At 71.5% G+C, this 17,402-nt stretch carries 18 protein-coding genes; 15 read left to right on the top strand and 3 right to left on the bottom strand.

Annotation, left to right across the window (positions count from 1 at the left end; genetic code table 11):
- The first annotated feature begins 134 nt into the window (after positions 1-134).
- Both F4553_RS33945 and F4553_RS33940 read left to right on the top strand, forming a co-directional pair.
- On the top strand, positions 135-1,754 hold the full coding sequence (locus F4553_RS33945; protein WP_184844671.1) for a hypothetical protein: 1,620 nt from the start codon (positions 135-137) through the stop codon (positions 1,752-1,754).
- Positions 1,755-1,840: 86 nt separating this feature from the next.
- The gene (locus tag F4553_RS33940; protein ID WP_184844668.1) at positions 1,841-2,338 is read left to right on the top strand and encodes an SRPBCC family protein; all 498 of its coding nucleotides are present in this window, start codon (positions 1,841-1,843) and stop codon (positions 2,336-2,338) included.
- Positions 2,339-2,484: 146 nt separating this feature from the next.
- Here the strand turns inward: F4553_RS33940 and F4553_RS33935 are convergent, their stop codons facing one another.
- Positions 2,485-2,835 (bottom strand): STAS domain-containing protein, encoded by a 351-nt coding sequence (locus F4553_RS33935; RefSeq protein WP_184844665.1) that lies wholly within the window; start codon positions 2,833-2,835, stop codon positions 2,485-2,487.
- A 155-nt stretch (positions 2,836-2,990) separates the two neighbouring features.
- Between F4553_RS33935 and F4553_RS33930 the strand changes: the two genes are divergently transcribed.
- The 10 genes from F4553_RS33930 to F4553_RS33885 all read left to right on the top strand — a co-directional run bounded on the left by F4553_RS33930 (position 2,991) and on the right by F4553_RS33885 (position 12,283).
- Complete coding sequence (locus F4553_RS33930; protein WP_184844662.1) at positions 2,991-3,845, top strand: STAS domain-containing protein; 855 nt, start codon at positions 2,991-2,993, stop codon at positions 3,843-3,845.
- 3 nt (positions 3,846-3,848) lie between these two features.
- The gene (locus tag F4553_RS33925; protein WP_184844659.1) at positions 3,849-4,268 is read left to right on the top strand and encodes an STAS domain-containing protein; all 420 of its coding nucleotides are present in this window, start codon (positions 3,849-3,851) and stop codon (positions 4,266-4,268) included.
- Positions 4,265-4,684, top strand: coding sequence for an ATP-binding protein (locus F4553_RS33920; RefSeq protein ID WP_184844656.1), 420 nt, complete (start codon positions 4,265-4,267; stop codon positions 4,682-4,684). Before F4553_RS33925 ends, F4553_RS33920 begins: the two co-directional genes overlap by 4 nt.
- Positions 4,672-5,685 carry an ATP-binding protein gene (locus F4553_RS33915; RefSeq protein WP_246467556.1) on the top strand — a complete coding sequence of 338 codons (1,014 nt, stop codon included), beginning with the start codon at positions 4,672-4,674 and terminating at the stop codon, positions 5,683-5,685. Before F4553_RS33920 ends, F4553_RS33915 begins: the two co-directional genes overlap by 13 nt.
- 1 nt (position 5,686) lies before the next feature.
- Positions 5,687-7,459 (top strand): ATP-binding protein, encoded by a 1,773-nt coding sequence (locus tag F4553_RS33910; RefSeq protein WP_184844653.1) that lies wholly within the window; start codon positions 5,687-5,689, stop codon positions 7,457-7,459.
- Positions 7,456-9,459, top strand: a complete 2,004-nt coding sequence (locus tag F4553_RS33905; protein WP_184844650.1) for a SpoIIE family protein phosphatase — start codon at positions 7,456-7,458, stop codon at positions 9,457-9,459. Before F4553_RS33910 ends, F4553_RS33905 begins: the two co-directional genes overlap by 4 nt.
- A 102-nt stretch (positions 9,460-9,561) precedes the next feature.
- Entirely contained in the window at positions 9,562-10,593 is a 1,032-nt protein-coding gene (locus F4553_RS33900; protein WP_184844647.1) for an iron-containing redox enzyme family protein, read from the top strand.
- Complete coding sequence (locus F4553_RS33895; RefSeq protein ID WP_184844644.1) at positions 10,590-10,814, top strand: CDGSH iron-sulfur domain-containing protein; 225 nt, start codon at positions 10,590-10,592, stop codon at positions 10,812-10,814. The genes F4553_RS33900 and F4553_RS33895 overlap by 4 nt, the downstream gene beginning before the upstream one ends.
- A 74-nt stretch (positions 10,815-10,888) precedes the next feature.
- Complete coding sequence (locus tag F4553_RS33890) at positions 10,889-11,158, top strand: GlsB/YeaQ/YmgE family stress response membrane protein (RefSeq protein WP_184834845.1); 270 nt, start codon at positions 10,889-10,891, stop codon at positions 11,156-11,158.
- A 129-nt stretch (positions 11,159-11,287) separates the two neighbouring features.
- Positions 11,288-12,283: a YihY/virulence factor BrkB family protein gene (locus F4553_RS33885; RefSeq protein ID WP_184844641.1), complete on the top strand. Its 996-nt coding sequence runs from the start codon at positions 11,288-11,290 to the stop codon at positions 12,281-12,283.
- Between the two features lie 19 nt (positions 12,284-12,302).
- On the opposite strand, the gene F4553_RS33880 is transcribed toward F4553_RS33885, so the two are convergent.
- Positions 12,303-14,399 carry an MMPL family transporter gene (locus F4553_RS33880; RefSeq protein WP_184844638.1) on the bottom strand — a complete coding sequence of 699 codons (2,097 nt, stop codon included), beginning with the start codon at positions 14,397-14,399 and terminating at the stop codon, positions 12,303-12,305.
- 52 nt (positions 14,400-14,451) lie between these two features.
- Here F4553_RS33880 and F4553_RS33875 point away from each other — a divergent pair, with 52 nt between their 5' ends.
- The 3 genes from F4553_RS33875 to F4553_RS33865 are packed head-to-tail and all read left to right on the top strand — an operon-like array spanning position 14,452 to position 15,798.
- Entirely contained in the window at positions 14,452-14,991 is a 540-nt protein-coding gene (locus F4553_RS33875; RefSeq protein ID WP_184844635.1) for a MarR family winged helix-turn-helix transcriptional regulator, read from the top strand.
- A 42-nt stretch (positions 14,992-15,033) separates the two neighbouring features.
- Positions 15,034-15,366 (top strand): STAS domain-containing protein, encoded by a 333-nt coding sequence (locus tag F4553_RS33870; RefSeq protein ID WP_184844632.1) that lies wholly within the window; start codon positions 15,034-15,036, stop codon positions 15,364-15,366.
- Positions 15,367-15,405: 39 nt separating this feature from the next.
- Complete coding sequence (locus F4553_RS33865) at positions 15,406-15,798, top strand: ATP-binding protein (protein ID WP_184844629.1); 393 nt, start codon at positions 15,406-15,408, stop codon at positions 15,796-15,798.
- Here the strand turns inward: F4553_RS33865 and F4553_RS33860 are convergent.
- Entirely contained in the window at positions 15,795-17,357 is a 1,563-nt protein-coding gene (locus F4553_RS33860; protein WP_184844625.1) for a PP2C family protein-serine/threonine phosphatase, read from the bottom strand. The genes F4553_RS33865 and F4553_RS33860 overlap by 4 nt on opposite strands.
- Between the last annotated feature and the right edge of the window lie 45 nt (positions 17,358-17,402).

Below are 17,402 nucleotides of genomic sequence, written 5' to 3'. Positions count from 1 at the left end.
CGATAGGTGAACGTACGTTAACTGGTACCTAGGGCGGAGTGACGTCGAGCGAGGACAGCGGTAGCCTCTGCGATTGTGCAGGCGGGCGGTAGAGTCCGTCGGCCGCGCACTCGCGATCGTATGGAGGATGGCCCATGTCCAACGCCGAGGAGATGGCACAGCGCGACGACAAAGCGCGGCCGAGCTTTGATGTCGCCATGCGCGGCTATGACAAACGGCAGGTGGATCATTTCCTCGCCGTGCAGGAGAGCGAGCTCTCAGCGCTCGCCAACGAGCGCGAGCGGGCCATCCGCAAGATCAAGGACCTGAACGGCCACCTGCACCAGCTCCAGGGCGAGCTCGGCGAGCTGCGCCAGCGCCCGCCGCAGATCGACCGCGCCTCCTTCCGCCACCTCGGCCCGATGGTGGACCAGATCCTCGCCCTCGCCGAGAAGCAGGCCGACGCGATCACCACCGCCGCCGCCCAGCACGTCACCGGATTGCAGAGCGAGGCGGAGAAGGCCCTCGCCGCCGCGCAGGAGCAGGCCGAGAAGGTCAGGGCCGAGGGCGAGGCCGCTCACGAGCAAGCCCAGCAAGAGGCCCAGCGGGTCAGCGAGCAGAGCGCCAAGGAGGCCGAGGAGGCCAAGGCCGAGACCGAGGCGATGGTCGAGGCGGCGCGCGTCAAGCTCCAGCAGGAGATCGAGGACGCCCGGGTGAAGGCCCAGGAGGGGCTCGCCCAGTGGAAGGCGAGCGTCGAGAAGGAGATGGGCGAGCGGCGCACCGCCGCCGAGCGCGAGCTGGCCCAGCAGCGCAGCTCCACCGAGCAGAAGAACGCCTCCCTGCACGCCGAGGCGCAGCGCTACTCCGCGGACATGCGCCGCCGGGCCGAGGAGCAGACCGCCTCCCACCAGCAGCAGCTCACGGTCGTGCAGCAGGAGATCCAGTCCCGGCGCCAGGCGATGGCCCAGCTCCAGGCCGATGTGGAAGCGGCGCAGCAGCAGCTCGCGCAGACGCGCCAGGACGGATCGACCGCGGAGCGCGACCTGGAGCAGCTCCAGCAGCGGCACGCGGAGATCAGCAAGCAGCTCGAGGTGGAGCTGCACCGGCTCGACGAGGCACGGCACGAGGCCGACTCGGCCGAGCGCCACGCCAAGGACGTCCGGGCCCGGGTGCAGCGCGAGGCGGAGCGGGTCGCCACCCTCGCCGCCGCCGCGGTGATGGCCGCCGCCTCGGGCAACGCCCAGACCGGCGAATACCCGCGCGTCATGTCGACCAGGTCCGGCGGGCGCCCCGACGAGACCGGCGAGCAGGCCGTGGTCGGCCAGGGCGGCGAGCAGCACACAGCCCGCGAGAACGCCGCCCGGGAGCACGCCGACGGCGAGCGGGCCGCCCGCGAGCAGGTCGCCGCCGTCGCGGCCCAGGAGCGCCAGTCCGCTCAGGAGCAGGCTCCCCGGGAGCAGCCCACCCAGCCGCACCCCGCTCAGCCGCACCCCGTGCAGGCGCAGGCTCCGCAGGACCGCGCCCCGCACGACCACGCCGCCCAGGACCACCACACGCGGGAGCAGCTCACCCGCGAGCACGCCGCCCGGCAGCTCGCCGCGATCCGGGAGCAGGCGGCCCGCGAGCAGGCCGAGGCGCGGGCCGACGGCGAGCGGGCAGCCGCGGAGCGTGAGGCACCGACCGGCGGCAACGGCCACTTCCCGCGCGAGGCCGAGGCGTCCATCCCGGCCCAGCGGGCACCGCAGCAGGAGAAGGTCTCCGCCGACGCGGAGTGACGACGAGCGCCCCGTCCGCCTACGAGTGGGCGGGGCGCACTCCCACCGGGTGAGCGGGCTCGCCGCCGGTGCGGGACGATGAAGCCATGCCCGTCGTCGAAGCAGTCGTCACCGTGCCGATCCCCCAGGATGTCGCGTTCGCGGTGTCGCAGACCACCGGTGCCGTCCGCTACCGCTGGGACCCCTTCATCCGGGAGCAGCACTTCACCGACGGCGCCACCGCGCCCGGCAAGGGCGTGCAGACCTTCACCCGGTCCCGGCACGGGCTGTCGATGATCAGCGAGTACGTCTCCTACAACCCGCCGAGCAACGTCGGCATGAAGATGGTCCGCGGGCCGTGGTTCTTCGAGATGATGGGCGGCGGCTGGCGGTTCGCCCCCGCCGACGACCCCCGGCACACCGTGGCGACCTGGCGTTACAACTTCCGCTGCCGTCCCGCGTTCATCCGCCCGATCGCCGACCGGATCGGCGTCTGGCTCCTCGGCCGCGACATCCGCCGCCGCATCGCCGGGTTCGCGCGCGGCTGTGCCGACCCGGTGGTGGTCGCGGCGGCGGAGCAGGCGATCGCGAGCCGGGAGCGGTGAGCCCGGCCGTCACGCGCGGGCGGCGGCGCTGACGAAAACCGGCAATCCGGGGGTACGCCGCGGGCGCAGCGGTCGTTGCCTGCCCGCCCGGGATCGGATCGAGCTGCGCGCCTGGTCTTAGCCGGGATCCCCGGCCTCTCCCGACATCAGCGGGCGCCGGCGAACTCCAGGATCGCGCTCGGCACCGTGTCGGCGATCAGGACCGCCTCGTCCAGACCGCAGAGCTGAAGCACCCGCAGCACGATGGGGTGCGGGTTCACGATGGCGAGCCGACCGCCCTGTGGACCGAGGTGGCCGACGATGCGCAGCAGCGCGCTCAGGCCCGACGAGTCGCAGAACTCCAGCCTGCTCGCATCCACGATGATATCGCGGGTGCCGGTCTCGATCAGCCGGACCGCGGCACTGGTGAGCTGCGGCGCGGTTGTGAGATCCAGGTCACCGGCGGCGGCGAGGATCGCGTGCCCCGAGATCTCCTCGTCGGTGATGATCAGCGGCATGAGGCTTCTCTCCGTGTCCGTTCGGTGGATCGTCAGCCTGCGCCGACTGCGGAGCGGAAGGCACGAACCTAGGGTAGCGTGACCGCCGGACTCCTCCGGGACGGTGCGACACTGCACCGGCTGGACAGACAATAAACGACGCGAGCGAAGGCGGCATGGTGGAAGAGAATTCGGCGACACGGCTGGCGACGGTGCTCGCGGAGCACCAGGGCCCGATCCTGGAGCACTGGAACGACACGGTCGGCGCCACCCTGCGTGGCCGGCTCACCAAGAGCGAGCTCAAGCGGCAGATCAGCGACCTCTACGCCGGTCTGCGGTCAACCTTGGAGTCCGGCTCCACCAGCCTCGACGGGCCCCGGGGTGCCGAACTGCTCGCCCTGCTCAACGAGCTGTCCGGCTCCCGCGCGCGGCACAGCTTCAGCGTCTCGGAGACCGCGATCAGCATCTTCGCCGTGAAGGACGCGCTCAACGCGGTCACCGGCGGCGATGACAAGATCGTCTCCAAGGCAGACTTCGCGGAGTTCTCCTCGTTCATCGACAAGCTCGGCCTGCGGACCGTCGAGGCCTACGTCACCGCGCGAGAGACGATCATCACCGAGCAGTCCGAGCAGCTGCTCGAGCTCTCGACCCCGGTCGTCAAGCTGTGGGACGGCGTGGTCGCCGTTCCGATCATCGGCACGCTCGACTCGGCCCGCTCCCAGGTGGTGATGGAGCGGCTGCTGCAGACGCTCGTCGACACCGGCTCGCCCTATGCGATCCTCGACATCACCGGCGTCCCCGCGGTCGACACCCAGGTCGCCCAGCACATCCTCAAGACCGTGGTCGCCGCGCAGCTCATGGGCGCGCAGTGCATCATCTCCGGCATCCGGCCGCAGATCGCGCAGACGATCGTCGCGCTCGGCATCGAGTTCGGGGAGATCGTCACCAAGGCCAACCTCGCCGACGCCCTGCAGTACGCACTGCGCGCCAGCGGCGTCGAGGTTCGCCGGACCACCAAGTCGGTGCGCTGATCGATGGACCGCGTACCCATTCTCGTCCTCGGCGATGTCCTGCTGGTGTCGATCCAGATCGATCTGGAGGACCAGCTCGCCCTGCACCTGCAGGAGGACCTCGCCGAGAAGATCTCGGCCAGCAGCGCACACGGCGTGATCATCGACATCACCGCGCTGGACATCGTCGACTCCTTCGTCGGCCGCACGCTCGCCACGATCGCGGCGGTCTCCAAGGTGCTCGACGCTGAGACCGTGCTCGTGGGGATGCGGCCCGCCGTGGCGATCACCCTGGTCGAGCTTGGCCTCACCCTGCGCGGCATCCGGACGGCGCTCAACGTGGAGCACGGCCTGCGGCTGCTGCGCGACCTGCGGGCCGCCGACGAGTTCGAACCCGACGACGAAGACGAGGTCACGGCCGACGACTCCGCGGCCTCCCGATGATCGACGTCGAGGCGCTGGGCCCGGCCCGACGCCAGGAGATCGCCGCCGACGACGACGTGGTCCGGGTGCGGCAGCTCGTCCGGGCGGCCGCGGTGGAGAGCAAGCTCAGCCTGGTCGACCAGACCAAGCTGGTGACGGCCGCGAGCGAGCTGGCCCGCAACACCCTCGTCTACGGCGGGGGTGGCTACGCCGAGGTGCAGCCGGTCTCCAACGGCCGGCGGCGCGGCATCCGCGTCGTCTTCGCCGACGAGGGGCCTGGCATCGCGGACCTCGACCAGGCGTTCACCGACGGCTACACCACCGGCGGCGGTCTCGGGCTGGGCCTGTCCGGCGCCCGGCGGTTGATGGACGAGTTCGAGCTGCACACCGAGGTGGGCGCGGGCACCGTCATCACCGCCGTCAAATGGGAACGATGATGGACCTCGGCCTGCGCAGCGCGGACAACCGGGTCTGGCTGGCGGCGACCGATCCGAGCACCGCCGGGTCCGTCCGCCGAGCCGCGGTGGCGCTCGGCGAGGAGATCGGCCTGCCCGCCGCGGCGATCAGCGGCCTCGCCATCATCGCCACCGAGGCCACCACCAATCTGGCCCGGCACGCCGACGAGGGCGTGGTGCTGCTGCGAGTGGTGCGCGCCGGCGACGCGGCCGGCGTCGGGCTCGTCGCCATCGACCAGGGCCCCGGCATGGCCGACGTGCTCGCATCCAGTGTGGACGGACACTCGACCGGCGGGACGCTCGGCATCGGCCTGGGCGCCATCACCCGCATGGCGACGGACTTCGACATCTACTCCCGACCCGGCACCGGCACGGTCCTCGCCGCGACCGTCTGGGCCAAACCGCCCGCGCCGACCTGGCTCGACGGCGTCGCCCGGCCCCTCGCCGGCGAGACGGCCTGCGGCGACGGCTACGCCGCCCGGGAGCTCGACGGGCGGCGCCAGATCATGCTCTGCGACGGGCTCGGGCACGGACCCCTCGCCGCCCTCGCCAGCGAGGCCGCGATCGCCGCGTTCCTCGAAGCGCCGCCCGGCGGTCCGAAGGAGATCCTCGCCTTCCTGCACGGGCGCATCGGACACACCCGGGGCGCGGTCGTCGGGATCGCCGAGGTCAACGCGGCCCGGGACACGGTGCGCTTCGCGGGGATCGGCAACATCGCCGCCAGCGTCTGCGGCGACGTCCGGCGGGCGATGGTCTCCATGCCCGGGATCGTCGGCCAGCAGCGGCACTCGGTCCGCGAGTTCGACTACCCGCTGCCGCCGGACGCCCTGATCATCATGCACTCCGACGGGCTGACCGAGCGGTGGAGCCTCGCCGACCATCCGGGGCTGCTCACGCGTACCCCCGTGGTGGTCGCCGCGACCCTGCTGCGCGACGCCTCCCGGCGGCGCGACGACGCCGCGATCGTGGTCGCGAGGCCCTGAGATGATCACACGTGAACTGCTGCGCTCGCACATCTCCGTGGAGCAGGACGTTTTCGAGGTCCGCCGACAGGGTAGACAGCTCGCGGCGGCACTCGGCCTGGAGACGCAGGACCAGATCCGAGTGGCAGCCGCGTTGTCGGAGGCCGGTCGGCGTCTGCTGGCGCTGGGCAGGGTCACCGTGGTGTTCGCACTGTGGATTCCCGATCCCGACGACCCGCAGGTGCCGGAGCGGCCCGTGGCACGCGCGCTGCTGGGCTTCCAGGCGACAGTGGATGCACCGACGGGCGAGGAGTTCGTCGGGGAGATCGGGCTGACGAGGGGGCTCATGGACCTGTGGGACGTGGTGCGCACCTCCACCACCACCTCGGTAGGGATGGCTCGGCGGGTCCCCGACCGCGCCCTGCTCCTCGACGACGAGGAGCTCGCCGAGGTCTGCCGCGAGATCGCCGCCAGCTCCGCCGGTACGCCGCTGGAGGAGCTCGCCGAGCAGAACCGGCAGCTCCTCGCCACCCTCGCCGAGGTGCAGGCGCACCGCGACGAGCTGCTGCGCCTCAACGGCGAGCTCGAGGAGACCAACCGGGGTGTCGTGGCCCTCTACACCGAGCTCTCCGACGAGCTCGAAGCCACCAACCGCGGTGTCGTGGCGCTCCACTCCGAGCTGGACCAGCGCACCACGCAGCTGCGCGAGGCGAGCGAGGCGAAGACGCGGTTCCTGGCGAGCGTCACGCACGAACTGCGCTCCCCCGTCACCTCCATCACCGGCCTGACCCGGCTGCTGCGCGACCCGCAGTCCGACGCCCTCAGCCCCGACCAGTCCCGGCAGCTGGAGCTGATCGACGAGTCGTCGCGCAGCCTGCTCACGCTCGTCAACGAGCTGCTCGACCTGGCGAAGGCCGAGTCGGGCCGGCTGCAGCCGGTGCCGCAGGACACCGACCTCAAACCGATCTTCGACACCCTGCGCGGCACGCTGCGAGCGCTGCCCGCCTCGCCGACGACGGCGCTCGTCGTCGAGGACCCGGTCGGCCTGCCGCTGGTGCGCACCGATCCGGTGATGCTCGCGCAGGTGCTGCGCAACCTGCTCACCAACGCGCTGAAGTTCACCCCGGACGGCGAGGTGCGGCTCTCCGCCGCAGTCGACGACGGCCACCTGGTGCTGACGGTGACCGACACCGGGATCGGCATACCGCCCGACGAGATCGACCGCGTCTTCGAGGAGTTCCACCAGGTCCGCCACGCCCTGCAGGCCACCGTCACGGGCACGGGGCTCGGTCTGCCCTACGCCAGGCGGCTCGTCGAGGCGCTGCACGGCACCCTCACCCTCACGAGCGAGCTGCACCGGGGCAGCACCTTCACCGTTCGCCTGCCGGTCGGCGGCCTCTCCGGACAGGCCGAGTCGCGCAGCGCCACCGATGTCCTGCTCGTCGACGACGACGAGGCGTTCCGCACCGCGGCCGGTGAGGTGCTGCGCCGCTGCGGGTTCCACGTCCGCGAGGCGGGCGACGGCCGGACGGCGCTGGCGGTGATCGCGGTGCACCCGCCGGACCTGGTCCTGCTCGACCTGCGCCTGGCGGAGCTGGACGGGTTCGCGGTCCTCGACGCCCTCCACGCCGACGAGCGGCTGCGCGAGATCCCCGTGGTGGTGATCACCGCCTACCCCTCGGACGTCACGGAGGCCGCCGCGCTGCGGCACACCACGACGGTGCTCGACAAGACCTCGACCACACTGGACGACCTCTGTGACGTGGTGGGGTTGGCCGCCCGGAGTCCGCGATGAGCGCCGACGGCAACACCATCCTCGTCGTCGACGACACCCCGTCGAAGCGCTACGTGCTCGTCAGCTGGCTCAAGCGCGGCGGCTACACCGTGGTGGAGGCCGAGACCGGGGCGCAGGCGCTGGACCGGTTCGAGCAGGGCGACATCGACCTCGTCGTGCTCGACGTGCGGCTCCCCGACGCCAGCGGCTTCGAGATCTGCCAGCGGATCAAGGAGCATCCGCGCTTCGGCACCACCCCGGTCATCCACGTCTCCGCCGCCGCGGTCGAGTCGGTCGACCGGACCCACGGCCTCTCCGGCGGCGCCGACGGCTACCTGGTGGAGCCGATCAACCCCGACGAGCTGCTCGCCACCATCGCCTCCGTGCTGCGCTACTACCAGGCCCGGCTCCAGGCCGAGCGGCTCGCGGCCCGGCTGACCAGCCTGGTGCACGTCACCGCCGACATGGGTGCCGCCACGAGCCAGCGCCGCCTGCTGGAGCAGGCCGCCCGCGGCGGCAGCGAGATCTTCGACTCGGCCGTCACGATCTTCACCGGAGACCGCGACGGTGCCTGGATCATGGCCACCTGCGCCGGCCGCGGCGAGGCCGCCGAGGTGCGCCCGGCCACGATGGAGCTCGGCGACGAGCCGATCGGCATCACGATCCGCGACGAGGCGGCCGACCGGTGGCCGGCGCTGCGGACCGCCGACGCCGAGGTCCGGGTCGCGGCCTTCCACACCCGTCCCGAGCAGCCCGCCGTCTACGTCGTCATGCCGTCCTCGGCGAGCCTGACCGACAGCCCGGTGCTCACCCTCTTCGGCCAGGCGATCGTCGCGGCGATCGAGTCGCAGCGCCTGTTCGCCAGCGAGCACAACCTCGCGCTCACCCTGCAGCGCAGCCTGCTCCCCCGCCGCGTACCCCGGCTGTCCGGCTTCGACCTCGCGGTTCGCTACGTGCCGGCGAGCGACCACGCCGAGATCGGCGGCGATTTCTACGAGGTGACGCAGCAGGCGGACCGCATCGTCATCGCGGTCGGCGACGTCGGCGGCCACTCCCTGCACGCGGCGACGGTGATGGCCGAGCTCCGCCACGCCACCCGCGCCTACCTGATCGAGGGCTACAGCCCGGCGACGATCCTCGATCGGCTCAACATCCTCATCGGCGCCCTGCTCCCCGGCGAGATCGCCACGATGTGCGTGATCGCGATCAGCTGGGACACCGGTGAGGTGCTGATGAGCAACGCCGGCCACCCGCCGCCGATGCTGCACGGTGCCGACGGCGCACGCCTGCTCCACGGCCACGGGCCGCTGCTCGGCATCCATGTGCGCCCCGCCACCGAGAGCTCCTTCACCCTGGCTCCCGGCGACACCCTGGTGCTCTACACCGACGGTCTGATCGAGCGCCGCGGGGAGATCCTCGACATCGGGCTGGAGCGCCTGGTGGCGGCGGCGGGCACCCCGGAACCGGACCTGGAGCAGTACGCCAGCCGCCTGCTCGACGAGCTGGTGCCGGAGGTGCCCAGCGACGACATAGCGCTGGTGGCGATCCGTCGGCGGGCGATCCGCGAGGCGGCGCCCGACCAGGTCTTCACGCACGGCTACCCGCCCATCGAGGACGTCATCCCGCCGGCCGGCGCGGCCACCTTCGTGGTCGACACGCCGTCGCTGAGCCGGCTGCGGCAGGCGATGAGCGCCTTCGGCCAGGAGAACGGCCTCGACGTCGACGGCCAGGACCGGTTGGTCCTCGCCGCCAACGAGCTGCTCACCAACGCGATCCGGCACGGTGGCGGCGGGGGCCGGATGTGGCTGTGGCGCGATGAGGCGTGGTTCTTCTGCCAGGTCACCGACCAGGGCCGAGGTTTCACCGATCTGGCGGCCGAGGCGGGGGCACCGCAGGCCGGTCCGAGAGCGATGAGCGGGCGCGGGCTGTGGCTGGTACGCCAGCTGATGGGCCGGGTCCTGGTGCGCTCCGGACCGTCGGGGACCACGGTCACGGCGGCACTGCCCATTCCCAACGCGTAACCGATATGAGAATTATGCCGGTTTAGCCCGCGACGCTTCCGGGTAAGGGCTCATGGACGCACGCCCGTCCGGGCGTGACATGCGCAGACGGCGGGGGCGGCCATGAGACTTCCCGAACCACGCGGACCGGTATCGGCGACGCTGATCACGCTGCTGAGGGCCGACACGGAACCCGCACCGATGCCCGGTTTCGGCGACGGCGACCCGCTCGTCGACGACGACCTGCAGCTCACTCTCACCATCTGTTATGAGCTGCACTATGGCGGCTTCGACGAGGTGGACGACGCCTGGGAGTGGCACCCCGGTGTCCTCGCGGTCCGCGCCGAGGCCGAACGGCGCTTCGAGCGCGCGGTCCGAGACCTGGTCGGCTCGCCCGCACCGGTTCCGGCCGCCGAGATCCCGGCCGCCCTCACCGCCCTCACCGCCGAGACGGACGGCCCGTCGCTGTCCCGCTACGTCCAGCGCCACGCCACGCTCGACCAGTTCCGCGAGTTCGTCGTGCACAAGTCGCTCTACCAGCTCAAAGAGGCGGATCCGCACACCTTCGCGATCCCCCGGCTCACCGGGCGCGCCAAGGCCGCGCTGGTCGAGATCCAGATCGACGAGTACGGGTCGGGCCGGCTGGACCGGATGCACTCGGAGCTGTTCCGCACCACGATGCGGCATCTCGGACTCGATGCGGCCTATGGCGCCTACCTCGACCGGCTCCCCGCCACCTCGCTCGCCATCAACAACCTGATCTCGATGTTCGCCCTGCACCGGCGGCTGCGTGGCGCACTCGCCGGGCAGCTCGCCGCGTTCGAGATGACGTCGAGCCTGCCCAACAGCCGCTACGGCAACGGCCTGCGCCGGCTCGGCGGTGATGCGGAGGCGACCCTCTTCTACGACGAGCACGTCGCCGCCGACGCGGTCCACGAGCAGATCGCCGCGCATGACCTGTGCGGTGGACTGGTCGCGGCCGAGCCGCACCTGAGCAGCGATGTCCTCTTCGGAGCGGCCGCCGCGGAAGCGCTGGGCGGGCGGGTCGGCCGACGGATGCTCGCCGACTGGGAGCACGGCGCGAGCTCTCTGCGGCCGGGGTCGCCGGACCTTCCCGTCACCGACGGCGCGGTCCTGGTCGGGGTGGCCGGATGACCGCCGGTCGGCACGTCCCGGCCACCGTCACGCCCTATGAGAACGGGCCGCTGCTGCTGCGGGGCGACTTCGAGATCGTCACGCCCGACGGCGATCGGATCGACGCGGGACGACCCACCGTCGCCCTGTGCCGCTGCGGGAAGTCTCGTATCAAGCCCTTCTGCGACGGCACCCACAAGCTGATCGGTTTTGAAGCACCAGAGGGCCACGACAAACCCTGATGTTTGGGTAGAAGCGGGACGGGGCACTTTCTAGGTGTGGGACCCCCTCCCCTGTAACTGAAGGAGACAAAGCCATGACCGTCGCCGGAATCATTTCAGCGATCATCGTCGGACTCATCATCGGCGCCCTCGGCCGCCTGGTGCTCCCGGGCCGGCAGAACCTGCCGATCTGGCTCACCATCGTCGTCGGCATCATCGCCGCCATCGTCGGCACCCTGATCGCCCAGGCCGTCGGCGTCGCCGTCACCGACGGCATCGACTGGATCGAACTCGTCTTCCAGATCGGCCTCGCCGCAGTCGGAGTCGCCCTCGTCTCCGGCATGCGCGGCCGCTCCGCGGTCTGACGCATCCGAAACGCCGAAGGAGCCGGGACAGCTGTCCCGGCTCCTTCGGCGTTCGCAAGATCGGCGCAACTCTTCAAGAGTTGCGCCGATCTTGCGTGCTCATCCGTGCTCACGGGTATGAGCGTGACCATGAGCAGTCACGCGCAGCCGACATCCGAGCAGGCACCCCCGCCGGAGGCCGGTCCCGCCTCCCCCGCCCGGCTCAGCGGCCACGACTGGTGGTCGGCGATCGTCATGACGGTCAAGGAGTTCCGCCGGGACAACCTGACGGTCTGGGCGGCGGCCCTCACCTACTACAGCGTCCTGTCGCTCTTTCCGGGTCTGCTGGTGCTCGTCGCCATCCTGGGCCTGCTCGACGACTCGCTGACACAGTCTCTTGTGGACAACGTGATCCCGATCGTGCCCGCGTCCGCCCGCGACATCGTGACCGCGGCGGTGGAGAACGTGCAGCACGGCCAGGGCAAGGCCGGGCTGGCCGCCGTCATCGGCCTGCTCGTCGCCACCTGGTCGGCCTCGGGCTATGTGGCCGGGTTCATGCAGGCCTCCAACGCCATCTATGACGTCAAGGAGGGCCGCCCGGTCTGGAAGACGGTTCCGATCCGGATCGGCGTCACCCTCGTCACCGGCGTACTCCTCGTGGCGAGCATGCTGATCGTGGTCCTCAGCGGCGAGCTCGCCCAGCGCGTCGGCGATGTCTTCGGCATCGGTCCGGCGGCGGTCGACACCTGGAACGTGCTGAAGTGGCCGGTACTCGTGGTCATCATCGGCCTGCTCTTCGCCATCCTCTACTGGGCCTGCCCGAACGTCCGCCAGGGCGGCTTCGCCTGGGTCAGCCCGGGCGGGCTCGTCGCCGTGGTGCTCTGGGTGGCGATCTCGCTGCTCTTCGCCCTCTACACCGCACACTTCGGCTCCTACGACGCCACCTACGGCACCCTCGGCGGTGTCATCGTCTTCCTCACCTGGCTGTGGCTGAGCAACGTCGCGATCCTCTTCGGCGCGGAGTTCGACGCCGAGCTGGAGCGCCGCCGGGCGATCGCGGCCGGCCACCCGGCCGACCAGGAGCCATACATGCAGATGCGCGACGGCAGCAAGGTCGACCCCGGCGTGGACGAGGATCTCTCCTGATCCAGGCCGGGGTCGGACGTCACGCCGACGGATCCGAGGCGGTGGCCCGGTTCGCGCCGGCCCCCTCGGCCGGGCGGGCCGGCCACCAGAACCGCTCGCCGAGCAGCAGGGCCAGCGCGGGAACGACCACGGTCCGCACCAGCAGCGTGTCGAGCAGCACGCCGATGCCGACGATGATGCCGAGCTGGGTGAGCACGATGACCGGCAGCACGCCGAGCACCGCGAAGACCGCCGCGAGCAGGATGCCCGCCGAGGTGATCACGCCACCGGTCGCCGAGAGCGCCCGCAGCATCCCGGCCCTGGTGTCTCCGCGTGCGGCGGTCTCCTCCCGCGCCCGGGTCACCAGGAAGATGTTGTAGTCCACGCCGAGCGCGACGAGGAAGAGGAACGCGAGCAGCGGCACCGCGGCGTCCAGCGCCGGAATCCCGACGAGGTGGAAGACGAAGGTCGCCGCGCCCAGGCTCGCCGCGAAGCTGACGATGACGGTGATCAGCAGCAGGATCGGCGCGACCAGGGATCGCAGCAGCGCGATGAGCACGATCAGGACGACGGCGAGCACCAGCGGGGCGATCACCATGTCATCGCGTACGTTGGCGTCGCGTTTATCCAGGTCGGCGGCGGGTGCGCCGCCGACGTAGGCATCCGCTCCGGCGATCCCGGCGAGCCTGTCGCGCATCGCGGTGACCGTGGCGTCGGCGGCCGGGGTGCCGGACTCGGCGGTCAGCTGCACCCGCAGCTGGGTGAGCGTGCCGTCCTCGGAGGTCTCCGGCTCCTCGACCCGGGTCACCCCGCCGATGCCCCGGAGCTCGTCGGCGGCCCGCTGGCCGGCGGCCGCGTTGACGATGACGGCGGCAGGCTGCGACGAACCCGGCGGGTAGTGCCTGGCCAGGGTCTCCTGCGCGGTGACCGACTCGACCTCGGTGCGGAACTGCTCGGTCTGCGACAGGCCGACGTTGGTGCCGAGCAGACCCAGTGCGAGGCTCGCCAGCACGACCCCGGCACCGACCAGGACGACCGCCGGGCGGCGGCCGACGCCTTTGGCCACCCTGGACCAGAAGCCGGTCTCGCTCGGGTCGGCGCTGCCGACCTTGGGCACGAAGGGCCAGAAGATGCCGCGAGGGAAGCAGACGAGCGCGGCGGGCAGCACGACCAGGCCGAAGACGAGGGCGACCGCGACGCCGAGGGCGGCCGAGATGCCGAGGGTGCGGTTGCTGGTCAGCACCGCGAAGAGCAGGGTGAGCAGCGCCAGGATGACGGTACCGGCGCTCGCGAGGATCGCCGGTGCGGCCCCTCGGAGCGCTCCGGCCATCGCCTCGCGGCGCGACTCGGTCCGGCGCAGTTCCTCGCGGTAACGGGAGATGAGCAGCAGCGCGTAGTCGGTGCCCGCGCCGAAGACCAGCACGGAGACGATGCCGCTGATCGACGCGTCGGTACGCTCGCCGACGAGGTTCGCCACCCAGGGCAGCAGCTTCGCCACCACCTGGTCGCCGATGCCGATCACCGTCAGCGGGATGATCCACAGGAACGGGCTGCGGTAGGTGATGAGCAGCAGCAGCGCCACGACGGCGGCGGTCGAGACGAGCAGGGTGACGTCGGCACCGTCGAAGGCGGCCGAGATGTCCCGGCTGAATGCCGCACCGCCGGTCACCTGCGCCGAGAGTCCGGCCGGGAGCCCGGCGCCCGGCGCCCGTACGTCGTCGCGGATGCCGTCGACGGTCGTGCCGAGCGCGTCGCCGTCGAGGTCACCGGAGAGCGGGACGATGAGCAGCGCCGCTTGCCCGTCCTCGGAGACGACGGGCGGTGGCAGCTTGCCACCCAGCGCCCGCGCCGCGAGGGCGGTCCGCGCGTTCTCGATCGCGGCCTTGTCCTCGCCGGTGAGCGCGGCATCGGCGCGCTCGTAGACGACGATCGCCGAGGACTGCCGACCGCTGGCGAACCGGTCGCCGAGCTCGGTGACGCGGGTCGACTGCGCTCCGGCGGGCAGCCCGTCGCCGGGCTGCGCCTGGGGCTGCTCGGGTGAGGTGGCGAAGACCAGCGCCGAGAGCACGGCGGTGGCGATCAGGATGAGAATCGACCCGACCCGACCAGTTATGATCTTGATGAAGCGGCTGCCCATCGCCAACTCCTATTGTTCATTTAACGAATATTTCGAGAATCGAAATGATAGCATGGTCGTCGTGGCCGGGGGCAGCGAGGAGAACGCCGTCAGGTCCGAAGCACTCGACGATCTGGTCGACGCGCTCCGGACCTTCACTGTGGAGTCCGACGTCTTCGTCGATGTCTTCGCCCGTGCGCACGGTCTCGGTCGCAGCCATCTCAACGCCATCATGTGGATCAGCGCAAGTGCGCAGGCAGGGCACCCGATGACCGCCGGTGAGCTGGCCGGCCGGCTCGGGCTCGGGGCACCCGCGACCACCGCGCTCATCGACCGGCTGGAGTCGGCGGGGCACGTCGTGCGCGACCGCGACCCGCACGACCGGCGCAAGGTGACGATCCGGATGCAGAATGTCGCGCTGCAGCTCGCGATGCAGTTCTTCGCACCGCTCGGCGTCGGCATGGCCCACGCGTCAGCCGACATCCCGGTCACCGAGCTGAAGATCGCCTCGACCGTCGTACGCCGGATGACGCAGGCCGTCACCGACGCCCGCCGGGCCACCGCACGCCCCGAGGCCACCGACGGAAGCGCCTCGGCTCCGGAAGTGCCATGATGGGCATGACTGGGCCCCTCACCTAGGATGGATCACGAAACGATGTCGGGACGCTTGACCACGCACGTCTCCCGTGGGCCAGCGCACACAGTGGTCGCCGTCGCCGGAGACTGCGACCTGGCCGGCCGGGAGGAGCTGACGGCGACCCTGCTCGCCGCCGTCGCGGACGCCCGGATCGTCACCGTCGACCTGTCCGATGTCGAGTTCCTCGACTCCAGCGGGATCCACGCGCTCGTCACCGCCCATCATGCAGCCGTGCAGGCCACCCGCCGGCTGTACGCCACCGGTGCGACCGGCGTGGTCGCGCAGGTGCTGGAGCTCACCGGAGTCGCCGAACTCCTCGCCCCACCGGCCTCGGCCGGAGCTGACAGCTAGGAAACGCCGCACAACCGCCCCGACCAGGAGACCGATCCCGTGTCCGAACCGGCAGCAGCGCCACCCGCCGAACTCACCTACCAGGTCGCGACCGACCTGCAGGGGGTCCGGTCGTTCGTGCACGACCGGGCGACCCTGGCAGGTCTCACCCCGTCCCGTGCGGACCTGCTCACCCTCGCCGTCAGCGAGCTCGCCACCAACACGCTCCAGCACACCTCGGGTGGCGGCCTGGTGCGAGTGTGGACCGAGGAGGGCGCCGTGATCTGCGAGGTCGAGGACGGCGGTCGGCTCGGCGACCTCGCCCCACCGGTGATGCCGCAGGTCACATCGCCCGGCGGTCGGGGTCTCGCCATCGTCGACCGGATCTGCGACCGGGTCACCGTGGTGCACACCGCCTACGGCGTACGGCACCGGTTGGTGATGGACCTCTAGGGCGTGATCCGCACTGCCAGCAGGCAGGTGTCGTCGTCGGGGCTGGCGTATTCGAGCAGTCCGTCCACAGCGGACCAGGCCCCGGCCGCGCCCTCGTCGGCGGCCGAGAGGGTGTCGACCACCCTCGTCAGGATCTCCTCCTGGTCGTGACCGCGCCGCTCCACCAGCCCATCGGTGTAGAAGAGCAGCAGGTCAGCCGAGTCCAGGTGGACCATCGCCTCCGGATAGACCGCGGCCGCCGAGGCGCCGAGCAGCAGCCCCTGCGGGTGCGGCAGCGCGGTGACCCGACCGCCCCGCGTGTGCAGCGGCGGCAGGTGCCCGCCCCGGGCCCAGCGCAGGCTGCCGTCGGCCGGGTCGAAGAGCGCGATCACCGCCGTCGAGGTGGTGCCGAGCCGCAGGCACAGCCCGTTGAGGTGGCTCATCAACGGACCGGGGTCGCTGATGCCGATGCTGGTCCACGCGGTCAGGGCGTAGCGCAGCTGCGCCATCGCGGTCGCCGAGGCGAGACCGTGCCCGACCACGTCGCCGATCGCCAGCACCACTCGCCCGTCGGCGGTCTCGATCGCGTGGTACCAGTCGCCGCCGACCTGGACCGGGCTGCCCGCCGGGACGTAACGCACCAGCACCTGCACACCGGGCAGGTCGATCGGGTCGCTCGGCAGCGGCTGGATGACCTGCTGGAGCTGCCCGGCGAGACGGTGCTCGGCGAGCGCCGACAGCTCCCTGCTGCGCAGCTCCTCCCGGAGGCGGTCGACCGCGCTGAGGGACTCCTCCCGGGCGGTGACGTCCTGCACCACGCCGTAGATCTTCACGGGGTTGCCCTCGGCGTCGCGGGCCACGTCGGCGACGAGCCGCAGCGCCTTGATTCCGTCGCCCACCCGCACCCGCAGGGTGAGGTCGGAGACGATGCCGCCGTCGAGGAGCTGCCACGCCGTCTCCCGCAGCGGCTGGTCGTCGGCGACGATCGCGGCCGTCTGCTCCGCCCGCGACAGCGGCCCGAGCGCCGGGTCGCGCTCGAAGAGCCGGTACATCCCCGGCGACCATTCGTTGCGACCGGTCGCCAGGTCGAACTCGCCCCAGCCCAGGTTGCCGAGGAACTCCGTCTGGTCCAGGCGCCGCTGGTACTCGTCGAGCCGCTGCCACCACACGAGCAGGCCGCCACAGGCCCAGTGCACGCTCACGTCGAAGACCGAGACCGCGACCACCCCGGCCCGCTGCTCCTGGTAGCGGAAGTTCGACAGCTGCGCGGGCTGCCGATCGGCGCTGACCTGGAGGTACAGCTGCCACAGCGGACCGCCGATCATGCTGGGGTAGAGCTCGCCGAGGAGCGCGCCCACCCGCTCGGTGCCGCTGCGCCCGGTCACGTCCCGCGACTCGGCACCCGCCGCCCCGATCCGGAAGTCGACGATCTGCCCGGCGCCGTCGCGAACGGGCAGCAGCCAGGTGCAGCTCGACGGGATCGCCGCGAGGAGTTCGCGGACGATCGGAAGCATCGCCTCGCCGGTATCGGTGACCGGCTCGGCGGCGGCCTGATCGGCACGCGTGCGGCCTCGGGGCATCAGCTCGCCTCCCAACTCCGTCGAGCCTAGCCGTCCGGCGTCGGC

The sequence above is a fragment of the Allocatelliglobosispora scoriae genome (genome assembly GCF_014204945.1).
In the GTDB taxonomy this organism is placed as follows: Bacteria; Actinomycetota; Actinomycetes; order Mycobacteriales; family Micromonosporaceae; genus Allocatelliglobosispora; species Allocatelliglobosispora scoriae.
This window is presented reverse-complemented; position numbering and strand designations above follow the sequence as displayed.